Source organism: Sphingobacterium sp. HJSM2_6 (genome assembly GCF_049316305.1).
Taxonomy (GTDB): domain Bacteria; phylum Bacteroidota; class Bacteroidia; order Sphingobacteriales; family Sphingobacteriaceae; genus Sphingobacterium.
Map to the genome: position 1 here is coordinate 54632 of NZ_JBMOXB010000004.1, position 24467 is coordinate 79098.

The window sequence follows — 24467 nt, forward strand, 5'->3', positions numbered from 1 at the left end:
TCCCCCAGGCGTACTGGCATTTATTACTTAAAAGGCGTACCTCAAGCCCAATTGCACTTGGTATGGATTTCCAGAAAATCCTTTCGCACCTACGCTACCCACATTGTATTTAAACTGTTTGGTCGCTTGATCAAATCCAGAAACATTGTAAAGCGATTGACTACCTAAAGATCTGTTAATTCCTTTTTCTTTATTAAGTAAGTTTGCAAAGTTGAAGAGTTCCGCAGAAACTTCCAATCCATGCGTTTTATAGAACCTAAAGTTTTTACTTACCCGAATATCCACAGTTCCAAAGAAATCATTGATACCCGCATTTCTTGGCGCGATTTGTCCTGCATACGTACGGATCAGGTCTTTCATACTTGCACTTGCTTCAGGATTATCCAAGATCGCTTGAATACCTTGTTTAATCGCATCGGAAGTACCTGCATGATTTGGATCAAAAATATATGCTAGATCATTGTCTGAGGTTACAAAATCCCCATTGGTATTTCCACCAGATCTCAAGGTATATCTTGTACCACCTAGTCCAGTATAACGAAGTCCTACATTCACCCCATAGAAGCTCGGTAAGGTTCCATAAACCACCACCTTATGTCTAAATTGATTATCAGAATACGTGATGTTGGAAAGGTTTCTAGGATCATCTATTACAGGTTGTGATAAGGTCGCTGAGTTGGCAACATTACCATTAAAGGAAGTATTATCTTTGCTGTCATTCCAGGTATAGCTTGCCGTAATCGAGCCATCTTTGAAGTACTCGTAAGTACCATCCACAACAACAGCAAATTGATTAATTTTTCCTACACTGGTTAATTCAAGAACACGAGCTAATTTAGTTGATATGCGACTATCTTTCCAATCCGGTTGCCCATTATTCGCTGGAATTTTATCTGCCGGCACATACACTCCACGATTTCCCTCATTGGATAATTGGAAAAACGGCGTCGCTACCATATTGCGGTCTACATACGTATAATTGTTTCTAGCTAAAGTCATATAACCTGTAATTCCTAACTTCAATTTTTCCGTCAAGAATTTAGAATAGGATAGATTGGCTTTATAGATGGTTGGCACCTTCGCATCTTTACCGGTATAATTGATCGTCGGCAATTGGTACTGCGCCAAGCTCGGAATACTGTTTTTATCTTTTCTATAAGCATTAAAATCCGGAGTTGGAACAAGATTACCCCGAACATCTATGGTTGCCAAATTAGATCCGTCAAAGGTTAAATTGTTAATAATCATATAATTATTTATATCAGAGGCAAAAATACCAGCACCAAATCGCAAATAATCCGTTTGATTTTCATTAATATCCCAGGTAAATTGTAATCTAGGTTGAAGGATAAAGGATTTCAAGGCGTTGTCTGTTCGGATCCCTAATTCATCAAAAACGAGTTGATTAAATGTCGCTTTCGGATAACTTGCATAATCCATACGCAAACCTGCAGTCATTTCCATTCCTGGAGCAATCGTTTTTCTCATTTGACCATAAAGCCCAAAGTTCATAATCAATCCACGTACAGCAATATCATCCTTCAAAGGAACCTCACGGTAATAACGATAAGGTTTGAGGTTATTAAAATTATCTAAAGCTGTAATGGCATCGCCTGTATTACTAAAATGAAATCGGCCATTCACTTCCGAACCATAAATTGACTTCGAATCCGTAGCTAACACATCGAGTCCGAAGGTATATTTTGCAAAATCTGTGTCGTAAAACAAATTATTTGTCAATTGAAAAACATTGTTTTTAAAACTTTCTTGAGCAAATCGATGTCCTCCTAACTGAATGGAAGTTGCTAATTTATCGGTTTTGATATTTTCAACAATCGCTCTAGGAATATAAGGATTATTAATTTGATCGCCTTGGGTAGAATTCTGATACACATACAGGTGTTGAACTTTCAGTTCATTTGTAATTCTTGGAGAAACTGCGGTCCGCAATGTGGCTAATAGACTATTATCAAAATTCTTATCATTTCCATACGATTCCAATAAGTTAATTGCTGTATTATCCCCTAAACCTAGCGGATTATAATCGTAGGTTAAGTTATTTCGGATGGTTAATAAATTCTGTTCATTTAATTGGTAGTCTAACCTTAAAAATACCGCATCGGAAGTTCTTTTTTTGGAAATATTACCTGTTTGTTGTTGATTGGAAACCCCATATTTTGATCTTGCAATCCCCAAATACTGATCGATAGTTTGTTGATTAATTTTATATAAAATTTCATCCTTTTTGGACCGTACATCGGCAATCAATAAGGAGCGGTTATCTTGTTGTCTATCCCAAACCAAAAAATAATGCAATTTATCTTTAATAATTGGGCCACCTAACGAAAAGCCAAATTGGTAAGTCGCATAATTTCCAATCCGTTTATTCCCACGAATATCATAAGGACTAGTTAACCAATCGGTACGGCCAAAGCCAAAAACAGAACCTGTAGTGGTATTTGTTCCTGATTTCGTTGCTGCAGAAATAGTACCCCCGCCACTTCGTCCAAAAGTTACATCATATTGGTTAGTCACAACTTTAAATTCCCGAACCGCTTCCATAGATAAGGAATAAGGCGCACCTGAACGACTGGTGGTAGATCCGGATGATGTTGGGTTTTTGGCATTCATTCCGTCTATAGTAAAATTCGAGGACGAACCTAACTGACCAGAAATACTTCCGCCTCGAGCTAAAGGTGATAAATCAGTTAATGAGGAGAAGTTTCGGCCATTTACAGGCAAGGATCGGATATCTTTTGAGGAGAAGGCTGTTGCCGCACCAAAATAGTCCTTGCTGTTTTTTAAAGCATTTGCCCGAATCTCGACCGCGTCGATCTGCTGGCTATTACTGATTAGATCGATCCTAATTTTAGCCACGTCTCCTTGATTCAGATAAATCCCCTTACTGGAGCCACTACCTTTTTCCAAATGACTTGCCGTAACGGTGTAGGGACCCCCAAGCGGCAATTGTTTTACTTCAAAATTGCCTCTTTCATTGGTTACCGAACTCGTGCTAAAACCTGTAGACTCATTACGTACACGAATCGTTACTTCCGTAACCGAATTGCCTCCTTGATCTTTGATAGAACCGGCTATAGATGCCTGAACGCCCTGACCGTATCCCAATTGACTAATTAGCACATAGCCAAGAATCAAGATCATCTGCCGTTTAAATTTGTAAACGTTTATACTCATAAGCTTATTTATTTTTGTAACAAAAGTATTGCGACGATATAAACTCAATGTGCATTCCTGCTTAAACTTATGTTAATATTTGATTGAATGCTATACAGATACTTATCAATTTGTAAACAACGGATGTCATTTGTTTAATTTTTTAAAAACCTTAACCCGCTTCCCCAACGGCCTTTCATAAGCAACTAGTTATCAGGGTAAATAGAAGGGTATAATAGAATTCCGGGCATAGACTTCGCATCAATGGAGCTTCTTTGGATCTTGTTTGGATCTTGTTTGGACCTTTACAACGCATTTCCAATGGAAGTCCAAAGAAGATCCGAAGGAGATCCGCATTTAACCGATCAAGGCTTGGGTAAAATATCAAAATAAGCTAGGAAGATTAATAAAATTTAGGGCGCATAGACCAGCTGCCTATTCCATGGCTAATTTCTTTTTAACAATCCATTGATAGCCACTTGTGGAGGGAGGACATTCCTTATTGTGGGAACAAGTAATCCAAACGATGTTGTTAAAAAAAGAAAACCAGCTTTGTCGTAATTAAAGCTGGTTTTTCGCATTATAGAAATTTCTTAAATATGGCGTACAGTATTTTCAAATCATCCGGATTTAGGTTCGCTGAAGTAACGTCTTTTTGTACATAATGGTACTTAAAGCCCTTTATTGCAGCATCTAAATTTTTTATATCAAACCCAATGATTCGAAGGGCCAATTTAGGATCAAAGCCTATTGGGGGTTCTTCCAAAAGATCATCGTACCAAAAACCAAAGCCTTGGTCGGCTAATGTTTTCCAAGGAAAGCGTGAAGGGTCATTTTTACGCGTTGGGGCATAGTCCATGTGCCCAATAAAGTTGGCCTGGGGAATTTTATAGGATTCTTTGAGGTACTTAAGCAGTTGAACGAGTGCCGTAATTTGCACTTCAGGCCAAGGGTCTGTCGTTCCATTGTTATCCAACTCTATACCTATAGACGAAGAATTCAAATCGGTGTCATTCCCCCATTTTCCTGCACCTGCGTGATGTGCACGATAATAATCATTGACCATTTGCACGATTTGACCATCACGACCTATCACATAATGCGAACTAACACCCACTTTTTCATTATGAAATGTTTTAATGGTTTGTTCTGTCGATTGTTGCGCGGTATGATGAATCATCACATAATTCGGCTTACGAATTCCAAAATTAGTGGATGCTACCCATTCTTTATGATTTGCGGCTATTTTCTGAATTTGTGTTTCTATAGGTACTTGCTTATATACTTCAGCAAATTCCTTAGCCTTTTTCTTATACACTTTTTCCGTAGCAGCATACTTTCCGCCAGCACAAGCGCTAAATAATATGGCTATAGCCATATAACTGATGTAATTCTTTACCATGATATCCACCTATTGTTGTACACAAATATACCGGGATTATAGGGCGTCCACAACGAATTCTGGTCGTTCTACTCCGGGCTCTAATTCTATAATTTGCAAATTCCTAAATTCCATTAACGCGCCTTCCGCTTCTAGGCATAAATATCCTTTACGTTTGGACGCTAAACGAATGCTATTTACAAATTTACCATTAACGGCTAACTTCACCGTTCCATCTATACAAACGACGGTATATTTATTCCATTGTCCTACACCCAAACATCGATTTTCTACCGACTTACTGCGTGTCCCCCGTGGATTATCCGGTGATGCGGTCATTCCACCAGCACCAAACAGCTCTCCATGCACATAAGCAATAGGCTGCTGAACGCCGTCCTTGGCATGAATATTCACCCAATCCAGTTCCAACATTTGAACTTCCATACCCATAGGTAAACGGGATGCCGGCTCGGCTATGGCATCACACCAAACAAAAATACCGGAGTTTCCGCCTTTTTCCATATGCCTCCATTCTACATGCATAATAAAATTTTCATACATCTTTTCCGAACGGACAACACCGATAGGGTTTCCAGAATTAATTAACAAGTTTTTCTTGACTTTCCAAGTGCTATCTGACGTATTTACATCAAACCAAGTAATGGCTTTTCCTTTGCCTCGAGCGTTTAATATGGACTCATCAAAACTCTTTTCAACACCAAATTGAAAAAGCTTTTTTTGAGCAAATACAGAATGATGTTGAATCAGTAACAATAGTGCTATTAAAAAGATGTTAAAGGTTGATTTCATGGGTTTATAAATTTGTGCGTGTTCTAAGATAACAATAAAAAAATAGGAATAAAGAGTTCGCTAAAAGGGAAACCTCCAATAATTTGTTCCATTATTGGAGGTTTCTACCTCATCAAAAAGGCTATGCTTAGAAATGCAATTCCGCTAAAACCGCTCGATGATCTGTAGGCCATGGATTTATGACGATATCAGCCATTTCCTTATGCTCTCCTACAATCCACTGTTTCTTTGATTTAAAGTGCTTGGTCGTAAAAATTAAGTCAATTCGATCATGAACCTCATTGGGAATTGACCCGCCAGGAATAGATGTCCAGGTATAAGCGGGTTTTTTTTGCACATTTTTATGGTTAATACGGTAGCTATCCTGAAATCCAGCCTCCACTAACAAATAGGTACTCGGCCATTGGACTGGAAATGTTAATCGATCATCTTTTCGTTGTTGGATAGCTTTTGCTGACCAATCGTAATAACTGGGTTCATTAAAGTCTCCTAGCACAATCATAGGCAATTGTTCATGCCCCTTGCGCTCAGCTAACACCGACGCTATTTGTTTTCCTCGGGCTGCTTTTGCGGCCATTACCGCATCTGCTGCATTCAAAATCTTTCCATCGGCGATGTCGTATGGTTGATAAGGATAGGCCGGTAAATGGACATCGGCCACTATAAACTCTTTTCCGTCTAAATTAAACTTCAGCAGTTGCGATTCATCTCCGTTTAATCGTTGCATGGGATGCTTACTGATTACGGCTCTACTGCGGTCTATAATGATGCAATTCCAAGAAAGACTATCCGCCAGCTCTTGCGCTCTAGAGCTGATGCCAAATTTATGGCTCGTTTGCTCTTGAAAGGCGACAATATCGGAATTTGTTTCCCGAATCGTTCGTAATTGAGCGGCAACACTTTTAGACTTTTCGAAGCCTGAACCATCACCACCAACCCATAGATTAAAGGTTAATATTTTAAAGGAGGTTTTTGCCGCTGGCTTATTCGCCGCTGTCAAGCTGGAAGAAATGGCCATGAATAGGAGGATGAAAATACTTGATATCTGTTTCATAGGTTAAGGTTTCTGAGGGAATAAAAAGGTGCTCATCACTGCCGCATGATCGGAAGGGTATTTTTCCTTACTAGCATCAATAATGCGGGAATCAATAAGTTGAAGCCTTTTATTTTTAAGGTAAATATAGTCAATCCGATCTTGATGCACTTTCGGATGAATAGGAGACCATGTCGTCCCCGGATTTTTTACTGGATCTGGATACCGTTCCCGGTAAGTATCTCTAAATCCAAGTGAATCTAAATATAGAGATGTAGGAAATGGCATATTATAGCCGCCGTTCCGATAACGAGTTGCTTCTACATAATCCAAATGGGAGCCTGAATTGAAATCGCCACAGATAAAGACGGGAATATCTTCGCTACGCTCCAATGGAGATTTCAAGGCCTGAATAATGCCCCGCATGCTGTTCGTGTTGCCCAATTGCAGTTTCTGCCATTCCTGAATATCCATTTTCTTATTGTTTTCAATATTCGCCCAATAATCAATTGGATAATTTAACCACACACAGGCCACCGCTATGGTATCTCGTCCGAGTTGTATATAAGCATTTCCATTATTGAAGGGTTTATAAGCAGCTAAGGTCTCAATAATAGGGTACCTGCTTAAAATAGAAATATTTGTACTGCGTAGGTAAAAATAATAGCCTAATTCAGCGGCAATTTTTGCACCTGAGCCATAGGTTTCTTGCATAGCTACAATATCTGCTTTAGCATCTTTAATTAATTGAGCGATGCGCTCGTAGCCGAAAGCTTTACCGGTTTCATTTCCTCCGTGCCAAATATTGAAGCTCATGATTCTTAAGGTATCTGTAGGAGTAATAGCCTCTTTTTTAAGATATCCTTGCTGATGTTTCTCGTAATACGCCTGAATAGCTTCTTTGCTTAATAAACCTGAATATATATTCACCTCATCTATTTGACCATTAAAACTTTCCCATTCTGACAATTCCCCTCGTGTTTCCCCAGCAATTGTTAGTTGCACCTGTTGAACTGTGCCCTTTTTCAATACCCCCTCAAGGGAATATATGGCTACTTGTTGTTGGTTATAATATAAGGTAACCTCTTCTTTATTCAGATTAACGAGCATAGCCAACAAATTCCAATCCTTATGGATGGGTTGAGATTTATGACTACCTTCATAAAGGAGCTCTTTTTCCCCTTGCTGATACTTCCATGCCCAACTTTGATTTACCTGTTTCTGTATAGACCAGCTGGCTGTTGTAGAGTCCGGGTAAGTAAACAAAAGATCTATAATCGAATACCGCTCAAAGTCCGGCTCTCCTTTTACCCAACACGTTAAGGAAAAGGAATTGCCAAAAGTTGAACTTGGTAATGCAAAACTCAATGGAGTTCGTTTAGATGCGGTACGGGTTAAATTCAATGCTTGACCGACCTTCCCAGGAATGGTTCGGCTTGGGTCGAAATGCTCAAAATTTTCTGACCAAACTGGTTTTTCCTGTGCCAATACCTGATCATGAAGGATATGACAGCAAAAAACAAGTAAAATTAAATACGATCTCCAATGGATTGCCATAGGATTAGTTGTTTACCGTCCAACCATAATCCACATATTCCCAATCGAAATCATTGCCTTTCAAATTAACTTTTAAAAAGCCTTCTTCGGTGCCGTGGAAATCTCCTCCCCACCAATTCGCACTAATCGCTCCAGCAGTAATGTATTGAACCCCCTTAACTTTAATTTCTTCATAAAGATGCTGATGTCCTTGTAACACTAATTTTAAGTTATGCGCATCAAATAAGCTGCGGACTTCCTTTTGATTGACGAACGTATCTGCATCGGTATATCTGCCTTCTAAAACTGGATAATATAAGGATAAGAAAGGCACATGTGTAGCGATAATAATCGGTTGAGTTTTTGAGGTTTTCTGTAATTCTTCCTTCAACCATTGCTGTTGCTTATCACTGATGCAGTATTTTCCATCGCAGATTTCTGTACTATTTAGGACGATAAATTTCCATCCTTTATGTTCAAAGCTGTAATAGGTTTTTCCAAAAAAAGAACTAAATAATCCTGATCCGTATTCGCCATCGCTATGCCAATATCGGTCATGATTGCCAATAGTCAAATACCATTTCATCTGACTCTGTTTAATAATCTCCTGATATCGCTGATACAAGCTCATTGCTTTATCTTTCTGGTTTTCTTTCAGCGCATCTACATCTACATTATCTCCTCCGGTTAACACAAAATCTACTTTTTGTTTTTTAGCTACTCCAATAGCCTTTTCTAAGCCTTCATATGATTTTGCTTGTTCATGAGCATTCATATGCAGATCGGTAAAGAAAGCAAAAGAGAATTTTTCTTGCGCATTGGCATCAATTAAAAAGAAGCAAACTGCGAATAGTACTAGGTATTTTTTCATTTGTATATATTTTCTTATTTCCAACCAAAGGGTTGTTTCAAATTACTATTTAATAACATTTGTGTTTCCGGTATTGGGCGATAATAAAACATGGGTTCATGAAAGGTCCGAGCACGAATTTCGGTAACCATGGTCCCGCCACTGCTGCCATTTTTCAGGTAAACCCCTGCGGTACCATCAAAACGACCAATGCTATAATATACTAAATTTACTCCTAATGCGTTTTTTTCACGTACCGTAGGGATAGTCTCTCCTTCAGGAATAAGTTTGATATCTGGAATACCATCACCTGTCATATCGTAATTTCCTACGCCTTGAAAATACATCCCCTCTGGAATTTTCTCCAATAATTTACCTGCATTCCAACGCATCAGATCGTCATATCGACTATTTTCAAAAGCCATTTCTACTCTTCTTTCTCTTCGAATTTCTAAAATAACCCCGGTCAATGCTCCGGAAACCTTTGGAAAATCAGTTCTTAACTTAGCGTCTGGATTTGCATTGGCTGTTAATAAGCTCAAATCGGGCATATTTACACGTTTTCTTAACAGGTTAATGGTCTTATCCAAGTCTGCTTGCGTAAGCGTTCCTAATTCTGCTTTTGCTTCAGCATGAATCAACAATACCTCCGCGTAACGGTACACGGGAAAATCAACCCCATTTAACACCTCTTGAACAGTACTATTCACATAGCCTTTTCTTTGGTGGTAGCCTGTAAAATTTTTATTTAATCGCTGCACATAAGCGGCAGTTTCAGGAACTCGTATCCATTGTGGATATACCACCGTCTGCGCTAAACGGGGATCTCTGTTTTCAAATTCTTGAACAAAACCAAGGGTTTGATAATCGGCTTTATCCGTAAAACGACTACCGTCCTTCATCAGGTAGGATTGAATCAAATCCCTAGATGGGGATTGTTCATAGTCTCCAAAGACCACCCCATTTACATTTTGAGAGATATTTTTGGATTGATCAAAGGCATTGATTAACATGACTTCCTTATTAGCTGTTAAATCTTGCGATTCAAACAAACTGGCATAATCCTGATTGGGATTTCCCGTAGTAAATAAGCTGTATTTTGTCGATGAAATAATCGCCAGCGACGCTTCTTCCGCAAGCTTCAAAAACGGATCGGCGGTAGCTTTTAAGTTTAACTCATCATGGTATTTCCGATAGGTACCTTCATGCAACGCAATTTTTGCCTGCATCAAGCGAACCACCCATTTTCCAGGAGTTCCTGTAGGCACCGATTCGCGTACATTTTCGGACGCAAAAGCTAAATCTTCCATAATGTGGTCCAAAACTTCTTCACGCGGAGCTTGTGGATCTTTCAACTCCTCATCACTTGGATTTAGGGTATTTCCATACCATGGCACATCGGAATAACGTTTGACCATGTTGTAATAAAATATAGCTCGATAATACCTAGCAAGGCCAACATAATGATTTTTTATTTCATCGGAAACTTTGGCCTTTTGGTAGTTTTCTAGAAAGTAATTGATATTCCTTAAGCGTGACCAAGACCAGCCTGAAGTGATGGTTTGGGAGGAAGGATTTCCAACCATCATCGTTTTAAGTTCTACCGCTGCTGTCGTGGCGGCATTGTCGGTACTTTGGTCATTTAAATAACTATTCCTATTGGGCATGTCCAATAGTCCGTACATGTATAGGGCTAAATCCTCTTCGGAGTTGAAGAACACTTCTGGCGTAATTGCAGTCTGCGGATTTCTATCTAAGAAATCATCGGAACAGGCCGATGATATCAGCAGCAAACCAGAAAAGGAAATATAGAGTATGTTTTTATAGAGTTTCATGACATTCTTTTTTGATGGATTAAAAATCTAGGTTTAAACCTGCCGCAATTTTACGTTGGAAAGGATAAGCCCATGCGCTATTATCCGTGCCATTATTAATGGACTCAGGGTCTACATATTGTTTGATTTTTGAGAACTCAAAAACATTTTCCCCTGTTATAAAGAATCTTAATCGACCCATTTTCCATCGTTGCGTGATCTGTGAGGGCAAGGAATACCCGAGGGTGATGTTCTTCACCCGTAAATACGCTCCATTAAGCAGGTATTGGGTATTGGGTATTGCTAAACCCTTACCATCATTGGCATCTGCTAACCAGGATTGCAATACTGGGTAGGTAGCATCCAGATTCGCGTCGGCTAAGCCTGCTTCCAAGTAGGCTGCGGAATGCTTGGCTCTTTGTTCCTCTGAATCCGCGGTTTGACGGTAATAATCTAAGTGCCAAGGATAAATGTTTGCATAGGGCTGCTGATATGGTCCCCAAAACAGGTAATGACTCGGGTAAAAATCCCTTCTTAATACTCCTTGCAAAAAGATAGAGGCATCAAATCCGTTCCAATCCATATTTAAATTGAAACCAATACGCATTCTATCGGAGGAATTACCAATGATTTTACGATCCTTCATTTCCGACTCTGTTAGCCCTAATTCTATTTTATTGTTACCATCCAAGTCTTTGAATTTAGGCCAACCGTTGACAACACTTAATGCTCCCCAAGGAACAATAGCGGAATGATCCAACTGGTCTATTTCTTCCTGACTATGAAAAAATCCATCGCTCACTAAACCGTAAATAGTTCCAAACTCATAACCTTCAAAATAATCAGCAAGTCGACGTTGATCATTTTTAAACTTAGTGATTTTTGCTTTGGAATCGGAAAGCACCACTTTGGCATCAAAACGGAAGTTTTTATTCGCCAATTCAAATTGGTTTTTATAGGAAACCGATAGCTCCCAACCTTTGGTTCTCAAATCTGCCACATTTTGCCTCGGAGGATTGGACCCTAAAACCCCTGGCAACTCTTGCCCGGCAGTTAACATTCCTGTGGTCTCCCGAACATAGTAATCGAAGCTAGCAAAGAATTGATCATTCATCAAACCAATATCAGTTCCTACATTGACTGTTGCGGCTTTTTCCCAAGTGTAGGTTTTCGGATCTATTGTTAATGGAGGGGCCGATTGGATCACTTGAACACGATTACCATTGACTAAATAGTTGGACAATCCTGTTCCCATGGTTTGTATATATGAAAAATCTCCTACACTCTGATTTCCCAAACTACCATAGGAAGCTCTAAATTTCAAGTTGGAGAAAACCGGTTTTAACGATTCAAAAAATTGTTCTTGGGAAGCGACCCAAGAACCAGAAATGGAAGGAAAGAATCCCCACCTCGATCCTTTCGGGAATCGGGATGATCCGTCATAACGACCGGTGCCTTCCAAAATATACCGATCTAAAAAGGTATAGGTAAAACGTCCAAAAGCACTTCGGGTAGCATAGGAACTATAGCCCGAATTGATAATGGCATCTCCAGTAGTTAAACCCAAATAAGGTAAGGATGAGGAAATTAATTTATCGCGCTGAGCCGTCGTAGTATCCCATACGTACTCTTCTTGATTTCCTCCTAAGGTTAATGCGATATGGTGATCGTTTATTTGTTTATTGTAATTGGCATAAAGATTAAAAACATCGTTGCTGATTTCTCCTCGTCGATCGGAAACAAAACCATTGCCCCCTTCTTCCCGAATATCATCTGGCCCATAACCAATTTTATAGCGTTTTGTAAATTGAGGATATCGCCAATACTCTCGTTTAAAACTAGCATCCGCAGTAACCGTCAAATCTCCATTTAAAAAGGTTCCTACGGCATTAAAGATGTTCTGAAATCCGAACATCTTTTCATTCATCTTTCCGCCATCCACTAAACTTGCGGCTAAGCGACCTGCAGCATTGTTTCCCCAGGTTCCATCTGGATTTACGGCCACTTGCGTGGGTTGCAAATAGTATAGATCTGTCAAGCTTGCATTTGGACGATCCCGATTGGTTTGATAAACATTCATATTATTATCAATTTTTAACCAGGAAATTGGCGCTACAGAGAATCTTCCCCGTAAACCTTTACGTTGCCAAAAATCAGAAGCCAATTTATTTAAACCGTTTTCTTTGGTATAGTCTGCAGATAGGTAATAATTTAAAGGTCTATTGTTAATTTCTGCTCCACCAGAAAAAGTTAAGGAGTGTATGTGCGAAAAGGAAGAATTTTGTAGAAAATAATCATTCCAATTAGTATTCCCCATATATTCCCATTGGGCAGAATTATCAGGATTGATTCTGACAGAAGGTAAGGAGGGGTTCTCTGAACGCTCTTTGGCCCATTGGTAATAGGATTCGTTGAAATTGACATAATCCCAAGGTGTATTATCGGTAGCCGTTTCCAAAACACGGGAAAAGATATAAGGATCTGTCACCGCATCGGGCATTTCTGTCGGTTTTCCCCAGGCTGTATTTACGTTGTAAGTGATGGATTGTTTGCCTTGTTTCCCCGATTTAGTCGTGATCATTATAACCCCATACGTTGCCCTAGCTCCGTAAATCGCTGCAGAAGCTGCATCTCGTAATACGGTATAGGTTTCGATATCACTGGGGTTTAAGCGAATCATGTCGTAGGTGTCGGACACTGGAATACCATCGATAACGATTAGAGGTGAGCCTCCATTAATGGATGTTGTGCCTCGGATATTGATGTTTGGAATACCGCCAGGACTACCATTTCCATAAGTTATATTTAGACCAGGACTGGCTCCTTGAAGTCCTTGCATCACATTAGTGATCGGTCTTGACTCCAATTGTTTACCAGAGATCTGATCAACGGCACCTGTCACATTTATTTTCTTTTTCGTTCCATAACCAATAACGATAACTTCATCTAGATTGCTCTCATCTGCCACCATTGTTATGCGTATAGGCTCGGCCGATTGAATTTGCTGCTCCTGACTCTTATAGCCCAAGAAAGTAAATACAAGAATACTGTTTCTTGAAGCTGCAGTTAAAGAAAAATTACCCTCCTTGTCCGTAGATGTGGCTATACTGCTTCCTTTGACTTTAACACTGACCGCTTCAATTGGCTTGTTTGAAGCATCCATTACTTTTCCGCTTATCTTAAGTTCTTGGGCAGAGAGAAAAACAGGTATCAGCCAAATCATAATTAGGATTAATTGCTTGTTCAACATGCTGCATCTTGAACTTTTTTCTATTGGTTCTAAAATCATATCATAATTAATTGAATATTCATTCAAAATATAAACTTACAACTTCGATATTATTTTAAAATTACTTGTATGTAATCTTAATATTATCCTTTTTGAAGGTAAGTTTAAACGATTAGTTTATTTTGGTTACAATGTATTTCTTATTCACTAAATTATGTGATTATCTTTTGGTTTACAAAGCTTTTAACAAAAAATATATTTAATTTTAACAATTTATATAGGTTTAGTATATTTATTGAATACTCAATCAATTAATGTCAGGTTATGGGAAGAAATAGTATCAAGGACGAACGAAGAAAAGAAATCATTGAAAAGTATTATGCTGTAGCGAAAAAAGAAGGAATGGAGAATACTTCTATTGCAAAAATAGCTGCTTTTATGGACATCAATCCAAGCCTGATCATGCACTATTTCAAAACTAAAGATGACTTAAACTATGAACTGGTAGATTATATATTAAGTAAATATTTAAACATCTATCGAAGACCCCGATCATCAGGTTACGATTTAAAAGATTATTTAGTCGAATTGATTGCAAAACTATTCTCCAAAAAATGGAACGCCTTATTCAACGATAGCATATTTTACAGTTGCTATGCTTTAGGGTTTCGAGATAAAAAGATTAAAGGAAAATTTAAAGGTTTACATGATGGCCTCCGGTTTCACTTGAAGATCGTGTTGGAAGCTTGTCAGGAAGCGAAGATTATTCATATCGAATCAGCAGAAAAAACGGCCGATTTAATATATGTTTTAGTAGATGGAGCTTATTATTACTTAAGTTTAATCAGCGAAAAAGAGGAATACGACATTAAACTTAAGGAATATCGAAACTATGCCTTCCAATTATTGAATCTTCCGAAAGAAGTTTAACCTATGGGTTGGCATTCTTGCTTTTTTTCTTACGTACTAAACCATAAATAGCGATCACAACCCAAAGGCTATTGGCGGCAATATTGGGCTGATCTCCAAAATAAATGGCACTGCTAACTAAGCAAATACCACCAAACATGTTAATTAATTGATACGCGGTAGCATCAAATCTTAATACACGCATATTGAGTAATAAGAACCCCAATGTACAGGTAATTACGCCTATCCAACCAATAATGGATACGATATTTTCTTTAATAAGCATATAAATTAAAACATCTTAAAACGAATATAGCCTTTGTTTTCCAAATAGAAAACAAAGGCTATACGTACTTCTTATCAAGGAATGGATCGAAACCCTATGCTTCCGCGTAAGCTTCTATCGGAGGACATGAACAAATCAAGGTTCTATCGCCTTGCGAATCATTAACACGACCTACAGAAGGCCAGAATTTATTCATGCGCAAGTACTCAACCGGATAGGCCGCAGTTTGACGAGAATATGGTCTATCCCAATCATCACCAGTAACGGTTCTAGCGGTATGAGGAGCATGTTTCAATACATTGTCTTTTTGATCTGCTTGACCTTGCTCTACAGCAGCAATTTCCGCGCGGATGGCAATTAAAGCCTCACAAAAGCGATCTAGTTCCGCTTTCGATTCAGATTCCGTTGGTTCCACCATCAAGGTTCCAGCAACAGGGAACGATACGGTAGGCGCATGGAAACCATAATCCATTAAGCGTTTTGCAATGTCAGCAACTTCAATACCTACTTGTTTAAATGAACGACAATCTAGAATCATCTCATGGGCACAACGACCATTTGAACCAGCATACAATACCGGATAATGCTTTTCTAAATTCGCTTTAATGTAATTGGCATTTAGAATTGCATATTTCGTGGCATTGGTTAAACCTTCGCTACCCATCATCGCTATATAAGCATGAGAAATAACCAAGATGGAAGCCGAACCAAATGGAGCCGCCGAAACTGCTGATATACCTTCTTCACCAGATATTTCAACTACTTCATGGTTTGGTAAGAAAGGAACCAAATGCGCTGCAACCCCAATAGGGCCCATACCTGGACCACCTCCACCATGTGGAATACAGAAGGTCTTATGTAAATTTAAGTGACAAACGTCTGCACCAATGTAACCCGGACTTGTTAATCCTACTTGTGCATTCATATTTGCACCATCCATATAAACCTGTCCACCATTATCGTGAATAATTTGACAGATCTCTACAATAGGTTCTTCAAATACCCCATGGGTAGATGGATAAGTCACCATCAAGGAGTTTAAGTTTGCCGCATGTTCAATGGCTTTTGCTTTCAAATCTTCCACATCGATATTACCACGCTCATCACATTTTACAACCACCACTTTAAGCCCTGCCATAGAAGCAGAAGCCGGGTTAGTTCCATGTGCAGATGCAGGAATTAAACAGATATTACGATCGAAATCTCCACGGCTGTGGTGATAAGCACGAATGACCATTAATCCAGCATATTCCCCTTGCGCACCAGAGTTTGGTTGAAATGACATCTTAGCAAAGCCTGTGATTTCACATAACCAATCATTCAGCTCATTAATCAATTGCATATAGCCTGAAGTTTGATCTACAGGTGCAAATGGATGAAGACATCCGAAACGTGCCCAAGTAACAGGTACCATCTCAGTAGTCGCATTCAATTTCATTGTACATGATCCTAATGGAATCATGGAATGACATAAGGAAAGATCTTTTGCTTCTAAAGATTTAATGTAACGTAACATTTCACTTTCCGAATGGTAGCTGTTGAATATTGGATGAGTCAAGTACGCACTGGAACGTTCCAATTCTTCCGGAATAACCACTTGAAGTTTAGCTGCCAAGGCATTTAAATCAACATCGTGTGCTGTTTTTCCTTTTATCTTAGCAAATACTTTAACTATGGTTTGAATATCTTGGAAAGTAGTTGTTTCATCAATGGAAATTCCTACAATTTGATCTAAGTAGAAGAAATTAAATTCATGATTTAATGCTTCACCTTTTAAGGTGCCAATTTGATCTCCTGCATCAAAACGTAGTGTATCAAAATAAGCTTTATTATGCTGTGTATAGCCTAAGGCTTGAATAGCGGCATCCGCCAACTTGGTTAAGTCGTGAATTCTAGAAGCAATCGCTTGAATTCCTTTAGGGCCGTGATATACCGCATAAAACGATGCCATAATAGCGAGTAACGCTTGTGCAGTACAGATATTTGAGGATGCTTTATCCCGACGAATATGTTGTTCACGAGTTTGCAAAGCCATACGCAATGCGTATTCACCATTAGCATCTGTGGTTACCCCAATAATACGTCCTGGAATATTCCGTTTGAAACTATCTTTGGTGGCAAAGAATGCGGCATGGGGACCTCCAAAGCCCATAGGTACACCAAATCTTTGGGAGTTTCCAATGACCACATCGGCACCCCATTCTCCTGGAGGAGTTAATAACGCTAATGCCATTAAGTCCGTCGCTACACAAATAGTGATTTCCTTATCATGCGCATAAGCGGTAAATTCTTTATAGTCGGCAATCGTACCATCTGCTGCAGGATACTGAATAAACGCAGCAAATACGTCATCTGTTAAATTTTCTACAGCGATATCTGCAACACGTATCTCAACTCCAAAAGGTACTGCTCTCGTTTGAAGTACATCTAATGTCTGCGGAAAAATATGAGGCGTCACTAAGAAAACATGAGCATCTTTGTTTTTACGAGCACTATACAACATGAACATTCCCTCAGCAGCTGCTGTAGCCTCATCTAATAAAGAGGCATTGGCAATTTCCAATCCTGTCAAGTCCGAAACCATCGTTTGGAAATTCAACAAAGCTTGTAAACGTCCTTGAGCGATCTCTGCTTGGTATGGCGTGTACTGGGTATACCATCCTGGATTTTCAAACACATTTCGTTGAATAACTCCTGGTAATACCACATCATGGTAGCCTTGCCCGATAAAAGATTTAAAAACCTTATTCTTCTCCGCTATTTGCGCAATTTTTTCTAAATAAGCAACCTCACTCAAAGCCTTTGGCAGCTTTAAAGGTTCTTTTTTACGAATTTGAGTTGGAACGGTTTGTTGGATTAATTCTTCTAAGGAACTCACGCCTAAGGCGGTTAACATCTCCTCTACTTGTGCAGAACTTGGACCATTGTGACGGTCTTCAAATTTTTCTTGATAAAATACGTTACTCATGTTAAGTATTTGTTGTATATCTGGATACGATAAAAATCTAATACCCAAATTCTTTATTCAGTTGGTCTATTATAAATTTAGATGCGCAAAGATACGCATTTTAAGAATAATTTTAATGGAGGTAGCTAGTCCATAAATTTTTATTAGAACATCAATCGTTTGCGTGATTTTTTAAACGAACAGCAATAAAACTTTTTGAATTTTAGAAAATATGTAGAAAGCCTTGAATGGTTTTCAATTTTCAATAATGACTAATTTTAGATTAGCCCATCTCTTAAACTATTTCAAGAATTTATTATTTAACAAATTGACAATTAACTGTGAATAAAATTTTCTTTTCTACAGTTTTTAAGCAGAATAAAGCCTAGATTTTCAGTCTTAATTCATTAAAAATTAATTATTTATAAAAATATTACGCCAGCCAAAGGAGGACAAGAATCTTTCTTAATTTTGAAAGGAGCCAATCATCTTGAATTATATGCTGAGACTACACATTGATAGTGAAACCAACAAGTTGCATACTGTCCTATTAGGAATTGCGAATTCCAATGGTCCAACCCCCAAACCCGAAGAAGCCTATGATCCTAAATCCTTGAAACATATACGGGCAGGAACTTATCCGCTAGAAGAAGATATGCTTCTCGAACTGGAAGCCTTCCATCAAGTCCTTTTAAAACATCATATTAACGTATTAAGACCGGAAATAATTCCAAATCTTAATCAAATATTTACCAGGGATATTGGCTTTGTCATTGATGACTACTTTATAAAGTCGAATATACTACCTGACCGCGCACAAGAGTGGGAGGCTATTCAGGCTATTATAAGCCAGGTTCAATCGAATCAGTTGATCAACCCTCCAAGCCATGTACACATTGAAGGTGGCGATGTTTTACTCCACCATGAACACCTGTTTATAGGTACGTATACAGGCTCAGATTATTCCTTATTAAACACGGCTCGAACCAACCAACATGCGGTGGCATTTTTACAAGAATTATTCCCGCACAAGATCATTAAAGCATTTGATCTGATAAAATCCATGAAAGATCCTAAAGCAAATGCACTGCACCTGGATTGTTGTTTCCAACCCGTCGGGTCGCATTACGGCATTATTTATAAGGGTGGTTTCCGCAACGAGCAGGATTATGAATACCTAGTAGACCTATTTGGGAAAGAAAACTTATTTCATATCGATGCCACCGGCATGTACGAAATGAATTCGAATGTCTTTTCTATTTCAGATACTGTGGTCGTTAGCGAGCGACGATTTCATGCCTTAAATCAATGGCTCAGGAATCGCGGTATTTTAGTAGAGGAAATCCCGTATTATGAAATTGGTAAACAAGAAGGCTTGTTAAGGTGTTCTACATTACCATTACTAAGAGATTAAACATGCAAACAACGGATACGATTTTTATGGTTAGGCCCTTTTCCTTTCGAAGCAACGAAGAAACGGCAGTCAACAATTTTTTTCAATCACAGGAAGTAAATCAAGATAATATTGCTGACTTAGCATTGGCGGAATTTGACAATTTCACACGCTTATTGAAGAGCGCAGGCATTAAAATTATCTCCCTTCAAGATCAGGGTTTAAAAAACACGCCAGATAGTATATTCCCAAATAATGTCATTTCTTTTCAACCCAATCAGGTGATTTTATATCCTATGTTTGCCAAAAACAGACGTTTAGAACGTTCGCTGAATTACCTTGGGCAATTGGAAAACTTAGGCTATCATTTCGACAAGGTAATTGATTACAGCATTTATGAGGATCAGAATAAATTTTTGGAAGGAACAGGCGTTTTAATCCTAGACCATACGTATCGAATTGCCTATTGCGCTATTTCAGATCGATCCAATCTAGAATTATTAAACATTTATTGTGAAGATCAACAGTATAAACCCATTAGCTTTCATGCGGAACAAACTGTACATGGGAAATTATTACCTATTTACCACAGTAATGTGATGATGTCTATTGGCACAAATTTCTGTTTAATCTGCATGGAAACCATCAAATCAGAAGATGAAAAAAACATGCTGTTACAAAGCTTCAGCAATACGCGGAAAGAGGTGATTGAAATCTCTGAAGATCAAATGAATCATTTTGCAGGGAATATATTGGAAGTTAAAAACAGAGAGCAAGAACCCATAATCTGTATGAGTACTCAAGCATTTGAGTCCTTAAACGAAGAACAAATAAAACAATTAGAAAAATTTGGTGCCATCCTTCATGCTCCCCTTTATACTATTGAAAAATATGGTGGAGGAAGTGCAAGATGCATGATGGCAGAGCTATTCCACCAGTAATCTATGGATTATTGAATGTGTCAATAAAAAGCAGTAATTCTTCAAATTTCTCCTTATTCCCAAAATCTGCACTCATATTTCTTGAAATAGAGAACTCATTGGACTTATCGTCCATTGTCAACTTAAAGATATAGTCGACTCCATCAGTACAACGTGCACAAGAAGAATTCTTAAAGTTCATTAAGTTTAATGTACTTACATATTGCTTCATACGGTTAAATTTCTCTGTTGACGTTTCGCGTTTTATTAACGCTTTATTGGTTTGACAAACCAATTTTGTTGAATCTAATTGTGTATTCAAACTATCTATTTTCAGCAAAATCGTACCACACATCCCTGAATAAGTTAGCACTTCCACCTTCAATGTCGAAAGGTTCAGTTCTTCTTTATTACAAGAACTTAGTACAAATACGCAGAACAATAAAATGAACAAAGGTTTAGTCATAGCTTATAGGTTTTAATAGTTAACGAGCATAATCCTATAAGTGCGACAATGTTTTTTGCATATGTTGAGAATAATTCGTGAATTGCAATTAAAAACTATCTTTCGCTATTTCCCTACGTACCCTACTTAAGCTCTCTGGTGTGACTCCTAAATAGGAAGCAATCATCCATTGAGGAACACGCAATAGCAAGTTTGGATACAGTTTCAAAAACTCCAAGTACCTTTCTTTAGCTGTCATTCCTAGCAAGGAGTTGATTCTCCGTTGCATAAAATAAATACTTCGTTGCAATGAATTCTCATTAAAACAAGAAAAACTACGGCTCAAATTAGAGGCATTTTCAAAAAAAGGAATAGCCAAAAAGACTACGATTGATGGCTCAATGGCTTTAATATAGTAATCGGAAGGTTCATTAAAATATTGACTAGCTCGATCAGCGACAAGCCAATTTTCAGGCGCAAACTGCAGGATATGTTCACCGCCCTTTTCATCAATTGAAAAAGATTGTAATAAACCCTGTTCAACAAAAAAAACATGTTTACAGACTTCCCCAGTTCTTAATAATAGTTGATTATGCTTGAGTTCTTTAAATTCAAAATACGGAAGGAGCTGTTCAAATTCAGCTTCAGTTAAGCCTGCTTTTTCCGTATAATATCGGTAAAAGTTACTCTCATACAATTGTTTTTCCTTCATAATCGTTAATAAAGAACGGTAAATTTAAATGCTAATGGGTTAAAGTTTTTGATTAGCTCTTCCATGAAACCCTCCCCATGTTTCAAATACAAAACGGCAAAATTATCTGTCCGCTCTTGCAATCCACCATTGGGAAATAAATTATCTTTTAAGCGCTCAATTTGAATTAACGCATCTTCATGGTTGCGCTTTTCAGCCTTTAACAGTTTTTTCTCCAGGTTATTCATCGCTTTTTTCAATCTCGCTTTAACCGCTTCTGTACTTGGACCTAAACTGGGATCTATTTTATGAGTTCTTAATTTTATTCTAGCAAATATAGCATTCATCTCCATCCATTCATCTTGCAAACTTAGACGATGCTTGGTTTGACGCTTCACATATTCGTTCTTTAGGGTATTTAATGGTTTAAAAACACTCTTAAACGTCAAATCTAGTCTAAACACTTTACCTGCAACTTGATCATCGGTAATTAAGGCCGAGTTGCGCGGTATTAATAGGGGAAAGTCTACCCCATATTGATCAAAATTCGCTTTCAATTGCAGCCAATAAACAATTTCCGCACCTCCGCCAATATAGGCTAAGTTAGGCAGAATGATTTCTTGATATAAGGGCCTCATGACCACGTTTGGACTAAACCGTTCTGGATGATTACGAATCTCCTCCACTAATTCCGCAGGGGTAAAGAAGATCTGCTGGTGCAGCACCTCATACCTGCCATCCAAGGTCTGAACAATTCGTTCGCGAAACGCATCAGTCAAGTAAAAGAAATTGATCTCGCGAGCATGAACCTGGGCATTAAAACCTAGGGATTCCAGGGCTTGCGTACTTTGTTGAATTGCCGCAAAACTCTTTTGTTCCAAGATGTCTTGTTCGATGTACGAAGCAAATACTTGTTTCAACGATCGATGATCCGCATCTAGAATCAACAAACCATAATCCTTAAATAAACTGTGCACGAATGTCCGTGTTGCCTTAGCAAGTGTATATCCTTGGGAATAGGCGTCCTCTACTTTTTTTGTCAGCTCCGTCGCGATCTCCGACAGGCCGAAGGTATTACAGTATTGCCTTACCACATCCAGCATACTACTTGTATCCATGCGGCCAGTAGCCGATTTACCTTCCTCTTCCCAGGCTATTCGCTTTCCATAGACCCTCGTATGATTAATCTCCGCAAAATCATGATCCTCGGTAGCCATCCAATATACTGGAACAAAATCTTGTTCCGGAAACTTACTTTTCAAGTCCCTTGCAAGTTTAATCGCCGTAACAATCTTAAAAATAAAGTATAGAGGTCCGGTAAAAATGTTCAGCTGATGACCCGTTGTGATGGTATAAGTGCTAGGTTTGGCTAATAAGTCAATGTTATTGGATACTGCGGACGAATCTGCTAGTAAATCCCCATACTGTAAACGCAGCTGATTAACTAAAAGATCCCGATGGGCAAACTGCTGTTTAGCACCTATCAATTTGGCAAATCCTTCAAGATCTGGTCGATGACCATAGAATGGGGCCAGTTCAGGTTTATTTCCTAAATAGGCCAATAATGTTTTAGAAAAACTAAGGGTATCGTTGTATTCTATGTATGTGGCTTTCATCTACCTTTTTTAATGTTTTACAAATGTATACGCATTCAGTATACAAAATACAAAAAATTAAAAAAAGGCAGTGAACTGCCTCTTATTTGTGTGAATTATTTAACAATATGTCCGTATAAATCGAAATCTTCTGCTCGATTTACTTCTACTTGAACAAAATCGCCAATTCGAGCGTAGTCCACTTTAGCATCGAGGATAACTTCGTTATCTACTTCTGGAGAATCAAATTCCGTACGTCCTATAAAGTAATCTCCATCGATACGATCTACCAACACTTTAAAGGTCTGACCTACTTTTTCTTGATTTATTTCATAAGAAATCCCTTGCTGAACTTCCATAATTTGTTCTACCCGCTCTTGTTTTACTTCTTCTGGCACATTATCCTCCAAATTATGAGCGTGCGTTTTCTCCTCATGCGAATACGTAAAACATCCCAAACGGTCAAAACGGGTCTCTTCCACCCATTCCAACATTTCGTTGAAATCTCCTTCTGTTTCCCCAGGATAACCACATATTAAGGTCGTTCTTAAGGCTATTTCAGGAACTTTATCTCGTATTTTATTAACTAGATCTATCTGTTTTTGTTTACTTGTACCACGACGCATGGACGTCAACATGTTATCACTAATATGCTGTAAAGGCATGTCCAAGTAATTACAAATATTTGATCGCTCATTCATGACATCCAATATATCCATAGGAAAACCCGATGGATAAGCATACTGCAAACGAATCCAATCGATTCCGTCCACATCAGATAAATGCCTTAATAAATCTGATAAGTTACGCTTACCATAAATATCCAACCCGTAATAGGTTAAATCTTGCGCAATTAATATCAATTCTTTGGTGCCATTTCCTGCCAAAAACTTAGCTTCCTTTACTAAATCATCGATAGATTTTGACACATGCTTACCACGCATTAAAGGAATAGCACAGAAAGAACATGGGCGGTTACAACCTTCCGCAATTTTAAAATATGAAAAATGCGATGGCGTTGTAAGTAAACGTTCCCCTAAAAGTTCATGACGATAATCCGCACCAATGCTACTTAATAGCTCCGGAAGATCATTCGTTCCAAAAAAAGCATCTACATTGGGGATCTCGGCTTGCAATTCCGGTTTATAGCGCTCCGAAAGACAACCTGTAACAATCACTTTGTTTACCTTACCCTGATCCTTAAGTTCCGAAAATTGCAAAATAGTATCGATAGATTCTTGTTTTGCATTATCAATGAATCCACAAGTATTGATCACAATAATATCATCCGATTGAATATTTGTTGCCTCATGAACTACGTTCATATGGTTTCCTTTCAATTGACCCATCAATACTTCACTATCGTGAATATTTTTTGAGCAGCCTAATGTTACAACATTCACACGTGGCTTTCTTACAGTTGCTGCTGCTATTGTTTGCTTCGTTTTCATATA

Annotated in this window: 17 protein-coding genes; 3 read left to right on the forward strand and 14 right to left on the reverse strand. The window is 38.4% G+C overall.

Features of this window, described 5'->3' with window-relative positions:
- Positions 1 to 27: 27 nt before the first annotated feature.
- From ACFRAE_RS05065 to ACFRAE_RS05100, 8 genes are all read right to left on the reverse strand, one after another.
- Entirely contained in the window at positions 28 to 3195 is a 3168-nt protein-coding gene (locus tag ACFRAE_RS05065) for a carboxypeptidase regulatory-like domain-containing protein (RefSeq protein ID WP_422796041.1), read from the reverse strand.
- 559 nt (positions 3196 to 3754) lie between these two features.
- Positions 3755 to 4576 (reverse strand): N-acetylmuramoyl-L-alanine amidase, encoded by an 822-nt coding sequence (locus ACFRAE_RS05070; RefSeq protein ID WP_422796042.1) that lies wholly within the window; start codon positions 4574 to 4576, stop codon positions 3755 to 3757.
- A 36-nt stretch (positions 4577 to 4612) separates the two neighbouring features.
- Complete coding sequence (locus tag ACFRAE_RS05075) at positions 4613 to 5365, reverse strand: 3-keto-disaccharide hydrolase (RefSeq protein ID WP_422796043.1); 753 nt, start codon at positions 5363 to 5365, stop codon at positions 4613 to 4615.
- A 127-nt stretch (positions 5366 to 5492) separates the two neighbouring features.
- A complete protein-coding gene (locus ACFRAE_RS05080; RefSeq protein WP_422796044.1) occupies positions 5493 to 6419 on the reverse strand; it encodes an endonuclease/exonuclease/phosphatase family protein in 927 nt (308 codons plus the stop codon).
- Between the two features lie 3 nt (positions 6420 to 6422).
- Complete coding sequence (locus tag ACFRAE_RS05085) at positions 6423 to 7955, reverse strand: endonuclease/exonuclease/phosphatase family protein (protein ID WP_422796045.1); 1533 nt, start codon at positions 7953 to 7955, stop codon at positions 6423 to 6425.
- 4 nt (positions 7956 to 7959) lie between these two features.
- Positions 7960 to 8805 (reverse strand): metallophosphoesterase family protein, encoded by an 846-nt coding sequence (locus ACFRAE_RS05090; protein WP_422796046.1) that lies wholly within the window; start codon positions 8803 to 8805, stop codon positions 7960 to 7962.
- Between the two features lie 14 nt (positions 8806 to 8819).
- Entirely contained in the window at positions 8820 to 10619 is a 1800-nt protein-coding gene (locus tag ACFRAE_RS05095) for a RagB/SusD family nutrient uptake outer membrane protein (protein ID WP_422796047.1), read from the reverse strand.
- 19 nt (positions 10620 to 10638) lie between these two features.
- Positions 10639 to 13821, reverse strand: a complete 3183-nt coding sequence (locus ACFRAE_RS05100) for a SusC/RagA family TonB-linked outer membrane protein (protein WP_422796048.1) — start codon at positions 13819 to 13821, stop codon at positions 10639 to 10641.
- 330 nt (positions 13822 to 14151) lie between these two features.
- Between ACFRAE_RS05100 and ACFRAE_RS05105 the strand changes: the two genes are divergently transcribed.
- Positions 14152 to 14757 carry a TetR family transcriptional regulator gene (locus ACFRAE_RS05105; protein WP_422796049.1) on the forward strand — a complete coding sequence of 202 codons (606 nt, stop codon included), beginning with the start codon at positions 14152 to 14154 and terminating at the stop codon, positions 14755 to 14757.
- A gap of 1 nt (position 14758) precedes the next feature.
- On the opposite strand, the gene ACFRAE_RS05110 is transcribed toward ACFRAE_RS05105, so the two are convergent.
- Both ACFRAE_RS05110 and gcvP read right to left on the reverse strand, forming a co-directional pair.
- Positions 14759 to 15022, reverse strand: coding sequence for a CBU_0592 family membrane protein (locus ACFRAE_RS05110; protein WP_422796050.1), 264 nt, complete (start codon positions 15020 to 15022; stop codon positions 14759 to 14761).
- 94 nt (positions 15023 to 15116) lie between these two features.
- Positions 15117 to 17990, reverse strand: coding sequence for an aminomethyl-transferring glycine dehydrogenase (gene gcvP, locus ACFRAE_RS05115; protein ID WP_422796051.1), 2874 nt, complete (start codon positions 17988 to 17990; stop codon positions 15117 to 15119).
- A 478-nt stretch (positions 17991 to 18468) separates the two neighbouring features.
- Between gcvP and ACFRAE_RS05120 the strand changes: the two genes are divergently transcribed.
- Positions 18469 to 19383, forward strand: a complete 915-nt coding sequence (locus ACFRAE_RS05120) for a dimethylarginine dimethylaminohydrolase family protein (RefSeq protein WP_422796052.1) — start codon at positions 18469 to 18471, stop codon at positions 19381 to 19383.
- Positions 19384 to 19385: 2 nt separating this feature from the next.
- Entirely contained in the window at positions 19386 to 20303 is a 918-nt protein-coding gene (gene ctlX, locus ACFRAE_RS05125) for a citrulline utilization hydrolase CtlX (protein WP_422796053.1), read from the forward strand.
- A 1-nt stretch (position 20304) separates the two neighbouring features.
- On the opposite strand, the gene ACFRAE_RS05130 is transcribed toward ctlX, so the two are convergent.
- The 4 genes from ACFRAE_RS05130 to rimO all read right to left on the reverse strand — a co-directional run bounded on the left by ACFRAE_RS05130 (position 20305) and on the right by rimO (position 24464).
- Positions 20305 to 20748 (reverse strand): hypothetical protein, encoded by a 444-nt coding sequence (locus ACFRAE_RS05130; protein WP_422796054.1) that lies wholly within the window; start codon positions 20746 to 20748, stop codon positions 20305 to 20307.
- Between the two features lie 88 nt (positions 20749 to 20836).
- Positions 20837 to 21439 carry a Crp/Fnr family transcriptional regulator gene (locus tag ACFRAE_RS05135; protein ID WP_422796055.1) on the reverse strand — a complete coding sequence of 201 codons (603 nt, stop codon included), beginning with the start codon at positions 21437 to 21439 and terminating at the stop codon, positions 20837 to 20839.
- A 5-nt stretch (positions 21440 to 21444) separates the two neighbouring features.
- The gene (bshC, locus tag ACFRAE_RS05140) at positions 21445 to 23034 is read right to left on the reverse strand and encodes a bacillithiol biosynthesis cysteine-adding enzyme BshC (RefSeq protein ID WP_422796056.1); all 1590 of its coding nucleotides are present in this window, start codon (positions 23032 to 23034) and stop codon (positions 21445 to 21447) included.
- A 95-nt stretch (positions 23035 to 23129) separates the two neighbouring features.
- Complete coding sequence (gene rimO, locus ACFRAE_RS05145; RefSeq protein WP_422796057.1) at positions 23130 to 24464, reverse strand: 30S ribosomal protein S12 methylthiotransferase RimO; 1335 nt, start codon at positions 24462 to 24464, stop codon at positions 23130 to 23132.
- Positions 24465 to 24467 lie beyond the last annotated feature (3 nt).

What these genes read in the sequence shown, in the direction of transcription:
- ACFRAE_RS05065 (WP_422796041.1), bottom strand. Translation starts at nt 3,195, where the DNA reads ATGAGTATAAACGTTTACAAATTTAAACGGCAGATGATCTTGATTCTT.
- ACFRAE_RS05070 (WP_422796042.1), bottom strand. Translation starts at nt 4,576, where the DNA reads ATGGTAAAGAATTACATCAGTTATATGGCTATAGCCATATTATTTAGC.
- ACFRAE_RS05075 (WP_422796043.1), bottom strand. Translation starts at nt 5,365, where the DNA reads ATGAAATCAACCTTTAACATCTTTTTAATAGCACTATTGTTACTGATT.
- ACFRAE_RS05080 (WP_422796044.1), bottom strand. Translation starts at nt 6,419, where the DNA reads ATGAAACAGATATCAAGTATTTTCATCCTCCTATTCATGGCCATTTCT.
- ACFRAE_RS05085 (WP_422796045.1), bottom strand. Translation starts at nt 7,955, where the DNA reads ATGGCAATCCATTGGAGATCGTATTTAATTTTACTTGTTTTTTGCTGT.
- ACFRAE_RS05090 (WP_422796046.1), bottom strand. Translation starts at nt 8,805, where the DNA reads ATGAAAAAATACCTAGTACTATTCGCAGTTTGCTTCTTTTTAATTGAT.
- ACFRAE_RS05095 (WP_422796047.1), bottom strand. Translation starts at nt 10,619, where the DNA reads ATGAAACTCTATAAAAACATACTCTATATTTCCTTTTCTGGTTTGCTG.
- ACFRAE_RS05100 (WP_422796048.1), bottom strand. Translation starts at nt 13,821, where the DNA reads ATGATTTGGCTGATACCTGTTTTTCTCTCTGCCCAAGAACTTAAGATA.
- ACFRAE_RS05105 (WP_422796049.1), top strand. Translation starts at nt 14,152, where the DNA reads ATGGGAAGAAATAGTATCAAGGACGAACGAAGAAAAGAAATCATTGAA.
- ACFRAE_RS05110 (WP_422796050.1), bottom strand. Translation starts at nt 15,022, where the DNA reads ATGCTTATTAAAGAAAATATCGTATCCATTATTGGTTGGATAGGCGTA.
- gcvP (WP_422796051.1), bottom strand. Translation starts at nt 17,990, where the DNA reads ATGAGTAACGTATTTTATCAAGAAAAATTTGAAGACCGTCACAATGGT.
- ACFRAE_RS05120 (WP_422796052.1), top strand. Translation starts at nt 18,469, where the DNA reads ATGCTGAGACTACACATTGATAGTGAAACCAACAAGTTGCATACTGTC.
- ctlX (WP_422796053.1), top strand. Translation starts at nt 19,386, where the DNA reads ATGCAAACAACGGATACGATTTTTATGGTTAGGCCCTTTTCCTTTCGA.
- ACFRAE_RS05130 (WP_422796054.1), bottom strand. Translation starts at nt 20,748, where the DNA reads ATGACTAAACCTTTGTTCATTTTATTGTTCTGCGTATTTGTACTAAGT.
- ACFRAE_RS05135 (WP_422796055.1), bottom strand. Translation starts at nt 21,439, where the DNA reads ATGAAGGAAAAACAATTGTATGAGAGTAACTTTTACCGATATTATACG.
- bshC (WP_422796056.1), bottom strand. Translation starts at nt 23,034, where the DNA reads ATGAAAGCCACATACATAGAATACAACGATACCCTTAGTTTTTCTAAA.
- rimO (WP_422796057.1), bottom strand. Translation starts at nt 24,464, where the DNA reads ATGAAAACGAAGCAAACAATAGCAGCAGCAACTGTAAGAAAGCCACGT.